Source organism: Salsipaludibacter albus, from assembly GCF_019798055.1.
Lineage (GTDB): Bacteria > Actinomycetota > Nitriliruptoria > Nitriliruptorales > Nitriliruptoraceae > Salsipaludibacter > Salsipaludibacter albus.
On record NZ_JAHOPH010000020.1, the window covers coordinates 12,076 to 26,078 of the forward strand.

The following is a 14,003-nucleotide window of genomic DNA, read 5'->3' on the forward strand; positions in this document are numbered from 1 at the left end:
AGGTCACGGCCGGGAACAGCGACCGTGGCGGCGCGGGCCCGGTCGACGGGGCGGCGTCCTAGGCTCGGTCACCACGCCACAGGAAGGGCCGGGACGCGTGGGTGACGTGCATTGGCGGGAGCTGTACCACGAGGTGGTGGACACGGGGCTGTGCACGGGGTGTGCGGCGTGCGTGATGGCGTGTCCGCGCGACGTGCTGGGCTACACCGAGGACTACTTCCCGGTGCAGGTCGGCGAGGGCCACGCCTTCGACCAGTGCACGATCGGCGATCGCGGCTGCGACATCTGCACGCGGGCGTGCCCACGGTTCCGCAACTGGGAGTCCGACCTCGACGAGGTGTTGTTCGGCCGGCCGCGTGACCGAGACGAGGTGTACGGCCAGGTCCGGTCGATCCTGCTGACCCGTGCGACCGACACGGCCGTGCACGAGCAGGGCCAGGACGGTGGGCTGGTGTCGACGCTGCTGATCTGGGGGCTCGAACAGGAGATGATCGACGGTGCGCTGACGTCGGCGATCGTGGACACGCGCGGTCCGTTCGACTCCGAGCCGGCGCTGGTGACCGATCGCGACGGCGTGCTGGCGACGGCAGGATCCCGCTACACCTACAGCGCCAACCCGTTGGCCATGGCCGACGCCGAGCAAGCCGGGCTCAAGAACATCGCGTTGGTGGGGATGTCGTGCCAGGCGTCGATCGGGGGCACCGTCGAGGCCTACGGGGTCAACAAGTACAAGCGCAAGATCGCGTTGACGATCGGGCTGCTGTGCTCCAAGACGTTCACCTACGACGGGCAGAAGCAGGTCCTGGCAGAGCACGGCATCGACATCGCCGACGTGGTGAAGGTCAACATCAAGGGCCGCTACATGGTGTGGCTGCGCGACGGCACCTACGAGGAGTTGCCGCTGAAGCTGTTCCACCCCCACACCCGGCCGGGCTGCAAGCTGTGTCCGGACTTCGCGGCCGAGCACGCCGACATCGCGACCGGCGGGATCGGCGCCGACGACGACTGGACCCTGACGCTGGTCCGCACCGAACGTGGTGAGGAGTGGATGCGCGGCGTGATCGACGCCGGACTGGTCGAGGCGCGCCCGGGCGAGGACGACCCCGTCGCGATGAACCTCCTGACCCGGCTGTCCACCGTCTCCCGGAAGCGCTGGCCCACCGACGCCGTCCCGGCCGACGCCCGCACACCCGGGCTCCTCCCCCTGGCGGACTGAGACTCCCCGACCCGTCGGCACGGCGTGCGCAACCCCTGTTGCGCGGTGAGTGCACGGGGGTGATGCCTGGTCGGACGTGGTGACTACGTTCCACGGTGGATGTCGTCCATGGTCCGACCACGACGTCTCGGGGCGCATCATCGCGTCGGACCCCGGTCCTCGACGACCGACCGTTTCTCTGGGGGGAAACCACCAATGCCACAGGACACCTGTACCCAATCGCGCCACGGCACCCGCCGACTGGCTGTCACCACCCTGCTCGCCGCGGCCCTCGCCATGCTGGTCGCCATGCTCATGGCCGGCCCGGCCCTGGCGACCCACGTCGACCCGGTCCTCGTGCCGGGCAACCCGGACTGCCAGGACCTCGGCTACGAGTTCGGCGTCAAGATCGACACGTCACCCACGAACGGGACCTACCAACTGGGCGACGACGCAGTCGTGGTGGTGCCGTCCGACGACTCGCTGGTCGTGACGATCACCAACGCCACCGCCACGACCTTCGACTGGTCCACCAACATCGGCGTGGACGCCGTCATCGTCAAGGGTGGGCCGAACGCGAACAGCTACACCTACGTTCCGGAGGCCACCGCCGACACGGGTCTGCACGCCCCGGTCAACCCGAGCAACGGCACCTTCTACGGGCTGAGCCACGTGGAGTTCTGCTACGACCTCGAGGTCGTGGTGACCAAGACCGCGGTGACCTCGTTCACCCGGACCTGGGACTGGGACGTCACCAAGGAGGCGGACCAGACCTCGGTCATGATCTCGGACAACCAGTCGTTCGTCGTCGGCTACACCGTCACCGCCTCGACGACCGGTTCCGTCGACAGCGACTGGGCCGTCTCCGGGGTCATCTCGATCGCCAACCCGCACCCGACGGCGGCAGCGTCCGTCACCGGCGTCACCGACATGGTGTCCGGCCTCGGGGCGGTGGCCGTGGACTGCGGCGGGCCGTTCCCGATCGCCGTCGCTGCCGGCGCCACCCTGGAGTGCACCTACAGCACGCCGCTCCCGGACGCCTCGTCCCGCACCAACACCGCCACCGCGACCACGACCGGTGCGGTCGGCGGTGGGCAGGGCAGCGCACCCGTGACGTTCTCGGCCACGCCCACCACAGAGGTGGACGAGTGCGTGGACGTCACCGACACCAACGTCGGGATCCTCGGGACGGTCTGTGCGGACGGGGCGCCAGAGGCCTTCGTCTACACGCTGTCGTTCGGGACCGCCGCCGACAACGACGTGGTCGTCGCGTGCGGCGACACCTCCCACGACAACACCGCCACGGTGACCACCAACGACACCGGCACGGAGCACGACGACACCGTGACCGTCGACGTGGAGGTCCTGTGCGCGTCCAGCTGCACCCTGACCCAGGGCTACTGGAAGACCCACTCCCAGCAGGGGCCCGCCCCCTACGACGCCGACTGGGCCAACCTCGGCCCCATGGAGGAACAGACGACGTTCTTCCTGAGTGGGAAGACCTGGCACCAGACCTTCTGGACCCCGCCGGCGGGCAACGTCTACTACGTCCTGGCGCACCAGTACCAGGCCGCGACGCTGAACGTGCTGGACGGGGCGAGTGCACCTGCCGAGGTGACCGCCGCACTGTCGAGCGCCCAGACGTTGTTCTCGACCACCACTCCCGCCCAGGCCGCCGGCCTGAAGGGTGGCAGCAAGCAGGCCTGGACCGGCCTGGCCTCGCTGCTCGACGACTACAACAACGGCCTGGTCGGGCCGGGCCACTGTGACGGGGGCGTCATGGCGGGCTGACCCGACGCGATCACGGACGGCCGGGCCCACGGGCCCGGCCGTCCCCATGTCAGCCCAGCAGCATCGCCGCCCGGCCGAGTGCGGCGGCGCCGACCATGCCGGCGTCGTCCTCGAGCTCGGCCAGCACGATCTGGCGCTTCGCCGAGGGCAGGAACACGTGGGGTCGAGCGGCCTCCTCGACCTGCTCGGCCAGGTCGTCCCCGAGCTTCTCGGCGAGGCCCCCACCCAGCACGATCCGGTCCACGTCCAACAGGTTGATGACCGACGCGATGCCGATCGCGACGGCCTCCACGGCCTCGTTGAACAACCGGACGGCGAGCTTGTCCCCCTGGTCCAGCGCCCTGTCCCACACGCTGGAGGTGAGCCGGTCCTTGCCCTTGTCGTCCCGGATCTCGAACAGCGTCGTGGGGAAGCCCCCCGCGGCAGCGCGCTCCGCCGCGCGCTCCATGTTGGCCCGACCGCCGTAGGCCTCGATGCAGCCCCGGCGTCCACATCCGCACTGGGCACCACCGGCGTGCACGATCATGTGCCCGAACTCACCGGCGCCACCCACCGACCCGGTGTAGGGCCGGCCGTCCAGGACCAGCCCGCCGCCGACGCCGGTGCCCATCCACACGCCCAGGAGGAACTTCGAGCCCCGTCCGGCACCGGCGACCCACTCCCCCAGCACGCCGACGTTGGCGTCGTTGCCGACCGCGACGGGCATGGCGACCGCCTCGGACAGGCGTCCTCCGACGTCGACCGGCTCGGGCCAGTTCTGCAGGTTCGGTGGGTGGCTGACGACCCCGTCGTCGACCGGACCGGGCATGCCGACCCCGACCGCGGCCGGTTCCTCGTCGAGTTCGCCCAACAGTTCGGCCACGACCTCCAGGACCGCGTCGGGCCCGTCGGTCGGCGTGGACCGCTTGTGGCGATCCCCCACCTGGTGTTCGTCGTCGACCAGCGCCACCGAGATGTTGGTGCCGCCGATGTCCACGCCTGCGACGGTTGCCATTGCCACGTCCTCGTCGGCTCGACGGACACGCCGCGACGACGCGCCCGTCGCCCAGTCAACCAGCCTCATGCGCTCCCGACCGGACTGATGGGTGACCCGACCCGGCCGATCGAACGAATCCCCCAAGCTGCCCATTGTCGCTGGCCACCGGGGCTCCTAGGGTCGAGTCCAGCGGGGATCGACGACCCGGGGCGATCTCGGGGCACGGTTCGGGTGCGCCATCCAGTTGCGCCACCACCGGTCGATGCGACTCCGCGTCGGCGGCCGCGACCCTCGCGGTCGGGCCACGGAGGTGCGCCATGGGGTCGATGGATCGAAGGACGTTCCTGAAGGGCGCGGGGGCCGCTGCCGGCGGTGCCCTGCTGGGCGGGCCGTTCGCCGGCTTCGTCGCACGACAGGCCCATGCGGGCCCCGGACCGAGCTTCCGCGACCTCGGACCCGTCGAGGACCTGCGGGACGGCCGGGTCCGGCTGTGGCTGCCGGACGGTTTCTCCTACCAATCCTTCCATGACAACGACGGTCCCGAGGTCGTGCTGGACGACGGGACCTCGCTGCCGGGACGCCACGACGGGATGGCCGCGCTGCCCGGACCGAACGGGGACGTCTGGCTGGTCCGCAACCACGAGGTCAACGGCAACGCGCCGGGTGGTGCCTTCGGCCCCGGCACGCCGTACGACGGGGCCGCACTGGGCGGCACCACGACGACCCTGGTCTCGCCGCTGGGCGAGGTCCGCGAGTCCTACACCAGCCTGAACGGAACGCAGATGAACTGCTCCGGGGGCCCCATGCCCTGGGGTGCATGGATCACCTGCGAGGAGACGGTCAACGGCCCCGACGTCGGTCCGGACTTCACCGGCACGTCCAACGAGGACCTCGAACAACCGCACGGGTTCGTCTTCGAGGTGCCGGCAGGCGGGCAGTCCGATCGCCAGCCGATCCGCCAGGCCGGGCGCTTCGCCCACGAGGCGGTCGCGTTCGACCCGGTCGACGGCATCCTGTACCTGACCGAGGACAACTTCGGGTTCCCCTCGGGGTTCTTCCGCTACCTCCCCCCGAGCGACCCGATGGAGACCGGCAGGCTCGACGACGGCGGTCGACTCCAGATGCTCGCGGTCGTCGGCCGTCCGAACGCCGACCTGGCACGAGCCCAGCCACGTCGGGCGACCTTCGACGTCGACTGGGTCGACATCGACGACCCGGACCCGGAGTTCGACCCGGTGGTCAGCAACAACGACGCCATCGTGTACGTCGGCAACCAGGGACGAGCCGGCGGGGCGGCGTGGTTCTCCCGGCTCGAGGGTTGCGTCTACGACGACAACGTCGTGTACTTCTGCTCGACCCAGGGTGGCGGGGAGCCGGAGGGCCAGTTCGGCCCGGTCGGGGACGGCTTCGGCAACGGGCGTGGGCAGGTCTGGGCCTACCACACGCGGGGGCAGACACTGCAACTCGTCTACGAGTCCACCGGCGAGGAAGTGCTGGACTTCCCCGACAACGTGACCACCAGCCCCCGGGGCACGCTCGTGCTGTGCGAGGACGGCCCGGCCGACAACCACCTGCGTGGCCTCAACCGCGGTGGCCAGATCTTCGACATCGCCGTCAACCGCCTGCGACGCAACGACGACCCGACCGTGACCAGGTTCGGCGAGGAGTTCGCCGGGACGACGTTCACCGCGGACGGACACACGCTGTTCGTGAACATCCAGGCGTCCGACGGCATCACGTTCGCCATCTGGGGCCCGTGGGAGCGCATCCGGGTGTAGCTGGCCCGCCCGTGACGAGGGAGTCGATCGGCCCGGTGGAAGCCGAAGGGCGCTCGTCAGCTGGAGGTCTGCTTCGGCAGCTTCGGGATGATCCAGCCCAGGAAGGCCTCGGGGCTGCGGGTCTGGGTGTAGACCCGGCCCGGGCCGGTGAGCGTGACCACCAGGCCCTCGCCGCTGAGCACGGTCGACTTCCAGTTGCCGACCTTGCGGACCTCGTAGTTGACGCCCTCCTGCCAGCCGACCATGTGCCCGGTGTCCACGACGTACTGCTCGCCTGCCGCGAGGTCGATGGCCTGGATCGCGCCGTAGCTGGACACGACGAGGTCGCCGACCCCGGTGCACTTGAGCATCACCAGCCCCTCCCGGGAGAAGAACGTCTTGGAGCCACCCCACTTGCTGTCCACCTCGATCGTCTCGGGCGAGGCGAGGTAGGACCCCGACTGGAGGAAGACCGCATGGCTGCCGTCCATCGACCAGCTGACGATGTCGCCCGGCAGGGGCGGGGCCACCCGCACGACCGAACCCGCCTCGCGGGCCGTGAAGGTGTTCATGAAGAAGGACTCGCCACCCAGGGAGCGACGCAGGCCCTTCATGAACCCACCCTGCGTGGAGGTCTCGATGTCCACGCTCGGCGACATCGCGACCATGGCCCCGGCCTCGGCCCGGACGGTCTCGCCGGCGTCGAGGTGGAGCGTGGCCTGGGCGAAGGCCGGTCCGTCGGTGATCTCGGTGCGCATGGCTGGTCCCGATGCGTTCGGTGGCGTCTGGTGTGCGAGACCCTAGCCCCGTCACCCGCCCGGGTGACCGAGCGGGACAGCGGTGACGACCGTCCACGGGCGTCTCACACGACGGCGAGCTCCTCCTCGCGACCGTCCGCGTGACGGGCGAAGCGTCGGACCTCGGGGCCGTGGTTGGGGTCGTCGTCGGACCACGGCCAGCCACCGAAGCCGGTGTCGGCGTAGTCGGCGTAGGCCTGCTGGATCCCACGACGGTCGTTCATCACGAACGGGCCGTACTGCACGACCGGCTCGCCGATCGGTCGACCCTGCAGCACCAGTGCCTCGGTCCCGGACCCGGCGTCGTCGACCACCTCGACCGGGCGGTCGCCTCGCAGCACGGCCGCGTGTCCACCGGTGACCTCGGTGCCCCCGACCCGCAGTGATCCGTCCCCGAAGACGTACAGGGTGCGGACGGTGTCGCGGTGGCGGACCGGTGGCAGGGTCCACGTGGCGTCGCCCGCCACGTCGAGGTGCCAGATGGCCACGTCGGTGTCGGCACGCGACGCCCACGAGTGGGGTGGCGGGGTCGGGGCGGGGTGGCCGTCCAGGAGCTGACCGGCCACGACCGTCACCGTCGTCGGGCGACCACGGTCGTCGAGGAAGGTGTGGCGCGGGATCTCGTGGTCCCACAGCATGGTGAAGTGGGGCGGCACCATCTTGTCGCCGGCGGGCAGGTTGATCCAGATCTGGAACAGCTCGGTCGGGTTCCGGTCCGCGTGGTTGAGCAGCGGGAACATCTCGGCGTGCACGATGCCGGACCCGGCCGTCATCCACTGGACGTCGCCACGCCCGAACCGGGCGGCCGCGCCCAGCGAGTCGGAGTGGTCCATGAAGCCGCCCCGCATGAACGAGATCGTCTCGAACCCGCGGTGCGGGTGCTGGGGGAAGCCCGGCACGAGCGATCCGTGGTACATCGACCACCCGTCACGACCGGAGAAGTCCATGCCGAGGTTGCGACCGACCAGTGGCGCACACGGCCCGAACTCCTCGTCACCCTGGGGGTAGTCGTCGTCGTGGTGCACGCAGAACAGGAACGGGTCGACGGTCTGCCACACCCGTCCCAGTTCCACCTGCTGCACCACTGCGTCCGGGTCGCCCATCGTCCACTCCTGCACGTCGATCACTCGTCGGTGGAACGACCCACGGTCCCGACGGCATTCCCGCCCCCGAGGGCCTGCTCAGCGCTGGAGGCCGAGTTCGTGGTCGTAGCACCAGGCCCAGTCCTCACCGGGCTCGAGCGACCGGATCACGGGATGGCCGGAGGTCTCCGCGTGGCGTGAGGCGTGCCGGTTGGGGGACTCGTCACAACAGCCGATCCGGCCACAGCGGTTGCAGAACCGGAGCTGCTGCCAGCGGTCGCCGGCCGCCAGGCAGTCCGGGCACTCGCCGGTGGGACGCTCGGCCCAGGCCATCCCCGCCAGGTCCGCGCAGGAGCGACCGGCGGACGTCGAGTCCTCGGCCGCGCCACCGTCGGTCGTGGCGCGGTCCATCGGCAGCTCGACCCGGAAGACGGTCCGGCCCGGCTCGGACGACAGGGTCAGCTCGCCCTCGTGCTCGAGGACCAGGCGGTAGCTGAGGTACAGCCCCAACCCGGTCCCGACGCCGGGGGGCTTCGTGGTGAAGAAGGCGTCGAAGACCTGCTCCTGCACGGGCTCGGGCATGCCGGGGCCGTTGTCCTCCACCTCCACCACCAGGCCGCGCTCCATGGCCCGGGTGCGCAGGGTCAGGCTCGGCACCCGGTCGGTCACCCCGGCCAGGGCATCACAGGCGTTGTCGACCAGGTTCGTCCACACCTGGTTGAGCTCGGTGCCGAACGCCGTGATCGTCGGCAGGTCGTCGTCGTAGTCCCGGACGAGGGTGACGTGGCGGGTCTTGTGGGCCAGCAGCACCAGGGTGTCCTCCAGTCCCCGGTGCACGTCGACGTCCTGGACGGGTGACTGGTCGAGGTAGGCGTAGGACTTGAGCGCCTTGACGATGCCGGACAACCGCCCGGCCGCCGTGGCGATGACGGCGGCGGTGCGCCGGGTCGCCACGGCTGCGGCGGCCAGCCGCAGCAGGTCCTCCAGCTCCGGGCCGGTCGGCGGGAGCTGCCAGCCGTCCAACTCGTCCACCCCGATCCCCGCGTCCACCAGGTCGGGTGCCAGCTCCCAGGGTGCCGGCACCCCGCGATCGCCCAGCCAGTCCTCGACCTCCTCCTCGGCGTCGCTGCGTGCCAGGGCACTGGACGGGACCTCGGTCGGGTCGACCCCGAGCGTCACGAGGTCCGGCGCACCCTCGGGGGCGCCCCGCGCGACGTGCTCGAGCAGGCCGGCGACGTCGTCGGAGAGGCGGTGGGCCGCACGGGCGATCGCTGCCGCCGGGTTGTTGAGCTCGTGCGCGACGCCGGCCGTGAGCGTGCCGAGCTGGGCCATGCGCTCGGTCTGCTTCAACTGGTCGTTGGTGGCCTTCAGGCGGTGGACGAAGGTCTCGTAGATCGCCCGCGTCGCGCGTGGGCTGGCCTCGAGCACCTGGTCGAGGGCCTGCCGCGGGATGGCCAGCAGGTCCACGGGCGTCCGGGCCCGGACCGAGGCCGTGCGCGGCTCCTGCTGGAGGAGGGCCATCTCCCCGATGACGTCACCGTCCTCGCGGACCGCCAGCAGCATGTCGCGACGCTCGCCGGCCTTGAGGATCTCCACCCGTCCGCGGGTCAGGACGTAGGCGTGCTCGCCCCAGTCCCCCTCGTGGAACAGGAACTCGCCGACGTCGAGGTGGACCGGGACGACGTCGTCACAGATCCGCTCGAGTTCGGTGTCGTCCATGCCCTCGAAGAGGCTGAGCGCTCGCAGGGTGTCGAACGCCGGGGACATCAGGCCATCCCGAGGTAGCGGTGCACCATCGTGACACAGGTCGAGCCCTGGCCGACCGCGGACGCGACCCGCCGGATCGCCCCGTCGCGGACGTCACCGGCCGCGAACACGCCCGGGACGCTGGTCTCGAAGGGCAGCGGGTCGCGATCGACGGTCCAGCCGGCCGGGCGCGTCCCGTCGGCCAGCAGCTCGGGGCCGGTCAGGATGAAGCCCCGGGCGGTGCGCTCCACCACGTCCGCGACGAACCCGGTGTGCGGCACGGCGCCGGCGAAGACGAACAGGCCCGCCCCGGCACGCTCCTGCGTGGCACCCGCCCGCCCGTCGCGGAGCACGACCCGCTCGAGCCGATCCCCACCGTGGACCGAGACCACCTCCGTGTCGCAGAGCACCTCGACGTTGCCGAGCTCGGCGAGCTGGTCGACCAGGTAGCTCGACATCTTGTGGGCGAGCGAGTCCCCCCGCACGAGCAGCGTGACGGTGCGGGCGTGGCGTGCGAACCACACGGCGCCCTGGCCGGCCGAGTTCGCCCCGCCGACGACGAACACGTCCTCGCCGGCGAACGCGGCCGCCTCGCTCAGGGTCGCGCCGTAGTAGACGCCCTTGCCCGTCAGGCGCTCGAAGCCCGGCACGTCCAGCGTGCGGGTGGTCATGCCCGATGCGATGATCACCGCGTGCGAGGACAGCTCGGCGCCGTCACCGAGCACGATCGTGCGACGCGGCCCCTCCACGCGGAGCTGGACGACGTCGGCCGCGGTCAGGATCTCGGCACCGAAGCGCACCGCCTGGGCGGTCGCGCGACGGGCGAGGTCCAGGCCACTGATGCCCTTGGGGAAGCCGAGGTAGTTCTCGATCCGTGAACTGCTCCCTGCCTGGCCACCCGTGGCCTGGCGCTCGACGACCGCGACCCGCAGTCCCTCGGTCGCGCCGTAGACCGCCGCCGCGAGGCCAGCCGGGCCGGCGCCGACCACGACCAGGTCGTAGAACGGCGCGGACGCCTGCACGTGCAGCCCGATCCGACCGGCGAGGTCACGTGGCTCTGGGGCCTCCAGGACGTCCCCGTCCGGCAGGACGACCACCGGCAGGGTGGGTTCGTCGGTCGGCATGGCCTCGAGCAACCGGGTCGCCTGCGGGTCACGCTCCACGTCCAGGAAGACGTACGGGACCTGGTTGCGGGCGAGGAAGTCCTTGACGTCGTGGGTGGCTGGGGACCACCGCATCCCCAGCACCCGGATGCCACCCTCGGCGGGTGGCCGGTTGGCCTGCCAGTCGTCCAGCAGGTCGTCGAGCACGGGGTACAGCGCCTCCTCGGGCGGGTCCCACGGCTTCAGCAGGTAGTGGTCGAGGTTGACCGTGTTGATCGACGCGATCGCGGTGTCGGTGTCCGCGTACGCCGTCAGCAGGACCCGCTTGGCATCGGGGAACCGACCCGCCGACGCGAGCAGGAAGTCCGTGCCGGACATGACCGGCATTCGCTGGTCGACCAGGAACAGCGCCACCTCCTCGCCCCGGAGGACGAGTTCCTCCACGGCCTCGAGCGCGCGGGCGCCACTGCTCGCCCCCACGATCCGGTAGTGCTCGCGATAGTGACTCCGCAGGTCGGCCCGGACTTCGGCCAGCACCTGGGGGTCGTCATCGACCGCGATGATCGCCGGTCTGGCCATCTCCAACCCCCACGTCCCCCGTGAACGAAACATAGTCGTGGTGCACGGCGCCCCCGCGCACGTCGACGACCCGGAATCCCGACGGGTCGTCCCCCAACGGGTAGCCGACCGGACCGGTCACGACCACCTCGAGCCCGTCGACGGTGCCTCCGCCGTTGCGATGCCAGTGACCGCACAGGTAGGTGGTCACGCCGTGCGCGACGAACAGGTCGACCAGCCCGGACCGCTGTGCCCGTGGCACGTTCCAGTAGCTGTCGGGCTCGTCGGGGTCACGCGTGAACAGCGGGTGGTGGCCACACACCACGACCGGACCCCCACGGTCACGAGCCCGGGCGAGGCGCTGCTCGAGCAGGTCCTGGTGGTGGGCGTGGGCCTCCGGGAGCTGCTCGGCATGGATCCACACCGACGAGTTCACCACGATCACGGTGGTGTCGCCGTGGACCAGGTCGTAGTGGTCGGGGCCCCAGTGCTCGCGGTAGGCAACCAGGCTGGCGGGGCTGGGATCCCGGTCGGGCACGGCCACGTCGTGGTTGCCCGGGACCCAGTGCATCGGTGCCGACAGGCGCTCGGTCAGTCGCACCAGTTCGCGACGGGCCGCGTCGTCGTCCGGGTCGTCGAGCATGTCGCCACCCATGACCACGAACGCCGGCGACAGCTCGTTGGCCGCGTCGACCGCGAGGCGGTAGCGGGCCGCGTCCCAGGCGAACCCCTCGACGGACGGGACGGCCTCCACCTGCAGCCCGCGAGCGGCGTAGGCCGCCACGTCGTCGTCGTCCAGACCCGAGAAGCTGGCGTAGGCGCCGAACTGGCAGTCGGCCATGAACACGAATCGCAACGAGCTCCGGGCCGGCCCCCCGTCGGGCGTGGCCTCAGGGGTGGGCATACGACGTGGCGTCGGGCATCGTGAACACGAGGTCGTCGTCGTAGCAGTACCACCAGTCCTCACCCGGCTCGTAGGACTGGATCAGCGCATGGCCCGCATCGTGGTGATGGGCGGTGGCGTGGCGGTTCGGCGAGCTGTCGCAGCAGCCCACGTGGCCACACACCCGGCACATGCGCAGGTGCAGCCACCGGGCACCGATGGCGAGACAGTCCTCGCAGCCGTCGCTGCTCGGACGTGCGTCGGTCACGTCGTCGAGGTGCGTGCAGGTGTCCGCCATGGTCACCCCCTGTCGGAGCCTACTCCGGAACGGCCCTCCCGGCGGCATCCACGTCGGAATCCACGTCGGACGCCGATCCAGCCCGATGCAACGTCAGGCGCACCTCCATCGCGGGCCGGGACGGGTCGGCCGGTGGATGCTCGAGGGCGACCCGTTCGAGCCCACCGACCCGGTAGGCGGCCAGCTCGGACGGCGCCTGGGCCCACGGGGGTCCCTGCCAGGACCTCGCCGCCTCCTCGGAGGTCGCCAGCAGGGTCGACACCAGCACCCAGCCCCCCGGGCCGGCCAGCGAGGACACCCCGACCATCGCGCGGTCACGCACCGTCGCCGGCAGCGACTGGACCGTGCGCACCTCCACGACCAGCCCGAACGCCCCGACCAGGTGGGCCGGCAGGTCGAGCAGGTCCGCGACCTGCCAGTCCACCGTGCCCGGCATCCCCGCCAGGTCCCGGGCGAATCGCTCCCGGGCCCACGTGACGGCGGTCGGTGAGACGTCGAACGCGGTCACCCGACAGCCGCGCCGGGCGAGCTCCACGGCGTCGTCGCCCAGCCCGCACCCGACCACCACGGCGTCGACGCCGGTGACGTCGAGACCGGGTTGGTCGAGCCACCCGACCACGTGGGGGTGCGGGGCGAGGCCGGCCCACGGCACGGCGGACGGATCGCCGGCGGCGTCGCGGTACAGGGGCTCGAACCACTCCGTCGCCCGGTCGCGCAGCACCGCGGCCGCCGCTGCGGTCACGTCGGGGGTCCCGCCATCGCCGGAGGCGCCACCGTCCCGCTGGCCGGGGGGCGCGTCGGCCAAGGCGCCCAGCGGGCCGTCGAGCCCGGACGACGGATCGCCCCCGGGGTCACGACCCACCCCAGCAGGCGAGCCCCCGGGATCGTCCCGGGGGCTCGTGGTCTCGGTGGGCTCGTCGTCGGGCCCGGATCCGTCGGTCATGCCGGGGAGGCGATCTCCCACTCGGCGACCTTGGGGTGGTCGGCCCCCGTGGCGCCGACCTCGGCCGCACCGCCGGGTGAGCCCAGTCCGGTCATGTCGTCGTCGAAGAACTCGGCGTTCCAGGCGGTGAACTGCGACCACTCGTCCGGGACGTCGTCGGCGTAGAAGATCGCCTCGACCGGGCAGGCCGGCTCGCAGGCGGCGCAGTCGATGCACTCGCCGGGGTGGATGTAGAGGCTGCGGTCACCCTCGTAGATGCAGTCGACGGGGCATTCCTCGACGCAGGCCTTGTCCTTGACGTCGACACACGGTTCGGCGATGACGTAGGTCATGGGGTGGTCCTTGGAGGCATCGGGGCCGGAATCGGCTGGCGTCGGGTGGTCCCGGTCGTGCTGGGAGGCAACGATACCGGCTGGTGAACTCCCGCCACCAGCCGACGGGACCCGGGTGCGACCGGAGGTCGCGTGGTCACATCTCCCAGTCGGCGATCTTGGGATGGTCGACGTCGACCGCGCCGACACCCGCGTAGCCACCGGGCGACCCCAGGCCCGACACGGAGTCCTCGAAGAACTCGGCGTTGATCGGCGTGAACTCGTCCCACTCGTCGGGGACGTCGTCCTCGTAGAAGATCGCCTCGACCGGGCAGACCGGCTCGCAGGCGCCGCAGTCGATGCACTCCTCGGGGTGGATGTAGAGCATCCGTGGCCCCTCGTAGATGCAGTCGACGGGGCACTCCTCGATGCAGGCCTTGTCCTTGACGTCGATGCACGGTTCCGCGATCGTGTAGGTCATTGTGGGGACGTCCTCCTGCTGGTCCGGCGCTCCGCCGGCGCTCGTGGCGGTACGGGAGTCCCGACAGTAGCGAAGACCGGCA

Annotated in this window: 13 protein-coding genes; 3 read left to right on the forward strand and 10 right to left on the reverse strand. The window is 71.1% G+C overall.

The features are described from left to right. Nucleotides 1-97: 97 nt before the first annotated feature. Both KR546_RS12590 and KR546_RS12595 read left to right on the forward strand, forming a co-directional pair. A complete protein-coding gene (locus tag KR546_RS12590; protein WP_238445068.1) occupies nucleotides 98-1,216 on the forward strand; it encodes a Coenzyme F420 hydrogenase/dehydrogenase, beta subunit C-terminal domain in 1,119 nt (372 codons plus the stop codon). 195 nt (nucleotides 1,217-1,411) lie between these two features. Next, complete coding sequence (locus KR546_RS12595; RefSeq protein WP_238445069.1) at nucleotides 1,412-2,986, forward strand: hypothetical protein; 1,575 nt, start codon at nucleotides 1,412-1,414, stop codon at nucleotides 2,984-2,986. A 49-nt stretch (nucleotides 2,987-3,035) separates the two neighbouring features. On the opposite strand, the gene KR546_RS12600 is transcribed toward KR546_RS12595, so the two are convergent. After that, complete coding sequence (locus KR546_RS12600; RefSeq protein ID WP_238445070.1) at nucleotides 3,036-3,980, reverse strand: ROK family protein; 945 nt, start codon at nucleotides 3,978-3,980, stop codon at nucleotides 3,036-3,038. Nucleotides 3,981-4,288: 308 nt separating this feature from the next. On the opposite strand from KR546_RS12600, the gene KR546_RS12605 reads away from it, so the two are divergent. Further along, on the forward strand, nucleotides 4,289-5,740 hold the full coding sequence (locus tag KR546_RS12605; protein ID WP_238445071.1) for a PhoX family protein: 1,452 nt from the start codon (nucleotides 4,289-4,291) through the stop codon (nucleotides 5,738-5,740). Between the two features lie 56 nt (nucleotides 5,741-5,796). On the opposite strand, the gene KR546_RS12610 is transcribed toward KR546_RS12605, so the two are convergent. From KR546_RS12610 to fdxA (KR546_RS12650), 9 genes are all read right to left on the reverse strand, one after another. Next, nucleotides 5,797-6,477 (reverse strand): TIGR00266 family protein, encoded by a 681-nt coding sequence (locus KR546_RS12610; RefSeq protein ID WP_238445072.1) that lies wholly within the window; start codon nucleotides 6,475-6,477, stop codon nucleotides 5,797-5,799. A gap of 104 nt (nucleotides 6,478-6,581) precedes the next feature. Next, nucleotides 6,582-7,619 (reverse strand): pirin family protein, encoded by a 1,038-nt coding sequence (locus KR546_RS12615; protein ID WP_238445073.1) that lies wholly within the window; start codon nucleotides 7,617-7,619, stop codon nucleotides 6,582-6,584. Between the two features lie 78 nt (nucleotides 7,620-7,697). After that, entirely contained in the window at nucleotides 7,698-9,365 is a 1,668-nt protein-coding gene (locus KR546_RS12620; RefSeq protein ID WP_238445074.1) for an ATP-binding protein, read from the reverse strand. Continuing rightward, entirely contained in the window at nucleotides 9,365-11,026 is a 1,662-nt protein-coding gene (locus KR546_RS12625; RefSeq protein ID WP_238445075.1) for an FAD-dependent oxidoreductase, read from the reverse strand. The genes KR546_RS12620 and KR546_RS12625 overlap by 1 nt, the downstream gene beginning before the upstream one ends. After that, nucleotides 10,995-11,909, reverse strand: a complete 915-nt coding sequence (locus KR546_RS12630; protein ID WP_238445076.1) for a metallophosphoesterase — start codon at nucleotides 11,907-11,909, stop codon at nucleotides 10,995-10,997. Before KR546_RS12630 ends, KR546_RS12625 begins: the two co-directional genes overlap by 32 nt. Continuing rightward, complete coding sequence (locus KR546_RS12635) at nucleotides 11,896-12,186, reverse strand: UBP-type zinc finger domain-containing protein (RefSeq protein WP_238445077.1); 291 nt, start codon at nucleotides 12,184-12,186, stop codon at nucleotides 11,896-11,898. The genes KR546_RS12630 and KR546_RS12635 overlap by 14 nt, the downstream gene beginning before the upstream one ends. A gap of 19 nt (nucleotides 12,187-12,205) precedes the next feature. Beyond that, nucleotides 12,206-13,150, reverse strand: a complete 945-nt coding sequence (locus KR546_RS12640; protein WP_238445078.1) for a class I SAM-dependent methyltransferase — start codon at nucleotides 13,148-13,150, stop codon at nucleotides 12,206-12,208. Then, on the reverse strand, nucleotides 13,126-13,461 hold the full coding sequence (gene fdxA / locus KR546_RS12645; protein ID WP_238445079.1) for a ferredoxin: 336 nt from the start codon (nucleotides 13,459-13,461) through the stop codon (nucleotides 13,126-13,128). Before fdxA (KR546_RS12645) ends, KR546_RS12640 begins: the two co-directional genes overlap by 25 nt. Nucleotides 13,462-13,597: 136 nt before the next feature. Then, nucleotides 13,598-13,921, reverse strand: coding sequence for a ferredoxin (fdxA, locus tag KR546_RS12650; RefSeq protein ID WP_238445080.1), 324 nt, complete (start codon nucleotides 13,919-13,921; stop codon nucleotides 13,598-13,600). Nucleotides 13,922-14,003: the final 82 nt, after the last annotated feature.

What these genes read in the sequence shown, in the direction of transcription:
- KR546_RS12595 (WP_238445069.1), top strand. Translation starts at nt 1,412, where the DNA reads ATGCCACAGGACACCTGTACCCAATCGCGCCACGGCACCCGCCGACTG.
- fdxA (WP_238445080.1), bottom strand. Translation starts at nt 13,921, where the DNA reads ATGACCTACACGATCGCGGAACCGTGCATCGACGTCAAGGACAAGGCC.
- KR546_RS12605 (WP_238445071.1), top strand. Translation starts at nt 4,289, where the DNA reads ATGGATCGAAGGACGTTCCTGAAGGGCGCGGGGGCCGCTGCCGGCGGT.
- KR546_RS12615 (WP_238445073.1), bottom strand. Translation starts at nt 7,619, where the DNA reads ATGGGCGACCCGGACGCAGTGGTGCAGCAGGTGGAACTGGGACGGGTG.
- KR546_RS12630 (WP_238445076.1), bottom strand. Translation starts at nt 11,909, where the DNA reads ATGCCCACCCCTGAGGCCACGCCCGACGGGGGGCCGGCCCGGAGCTCG.
- KR546_RS12610 (WP_238445072.1), bottom strand. Translation starts at nt 6,477, where the DNA reads ATGCGCACCGAGATCACCGACGGACCGGCCTTCGCCCAGGCCACGCTC.
- KR546_RS12635 (WP_238445077.1), bottom strand. Translation starts at nt 12,186, where the DNA reads ATGGCGGACACCTGCACGCACCTCGACGACGTGACCGACGCACGTCCG.
- KR546_RS12625 (WP_238445075.1), bottom strand. Translation starts at nt 11,026, where the DNA reads ATGGCCAGACCGGCGATCATCGCGGTCGATGACGACCCCCAGGTGCTG.
- fdxA (WP_238445079.1), bottom strand. Translation starts at nt 13,461, where the DNA reads ATGACCTACGTCATCGCCGAACCGTGTGTCGACGTCAAGGACAAGGCC.
- KR546_RS12600 (WP_238445070.1), bottom strand. Translation starts at nt 3,980, where the DNA reads ATGGCAACCGTCGCAGGCGTGGACATCGGCGGCACCAACATCTCGGTG.
- KR546_RS12620 (WP_238445074.1), bottom strand. Translation starts at nt 9,365, where the DNA reads ATGTCCCCGGCGTTCGACACCCTGCGAGCGCTCAGCCTCTTCGAGGGC.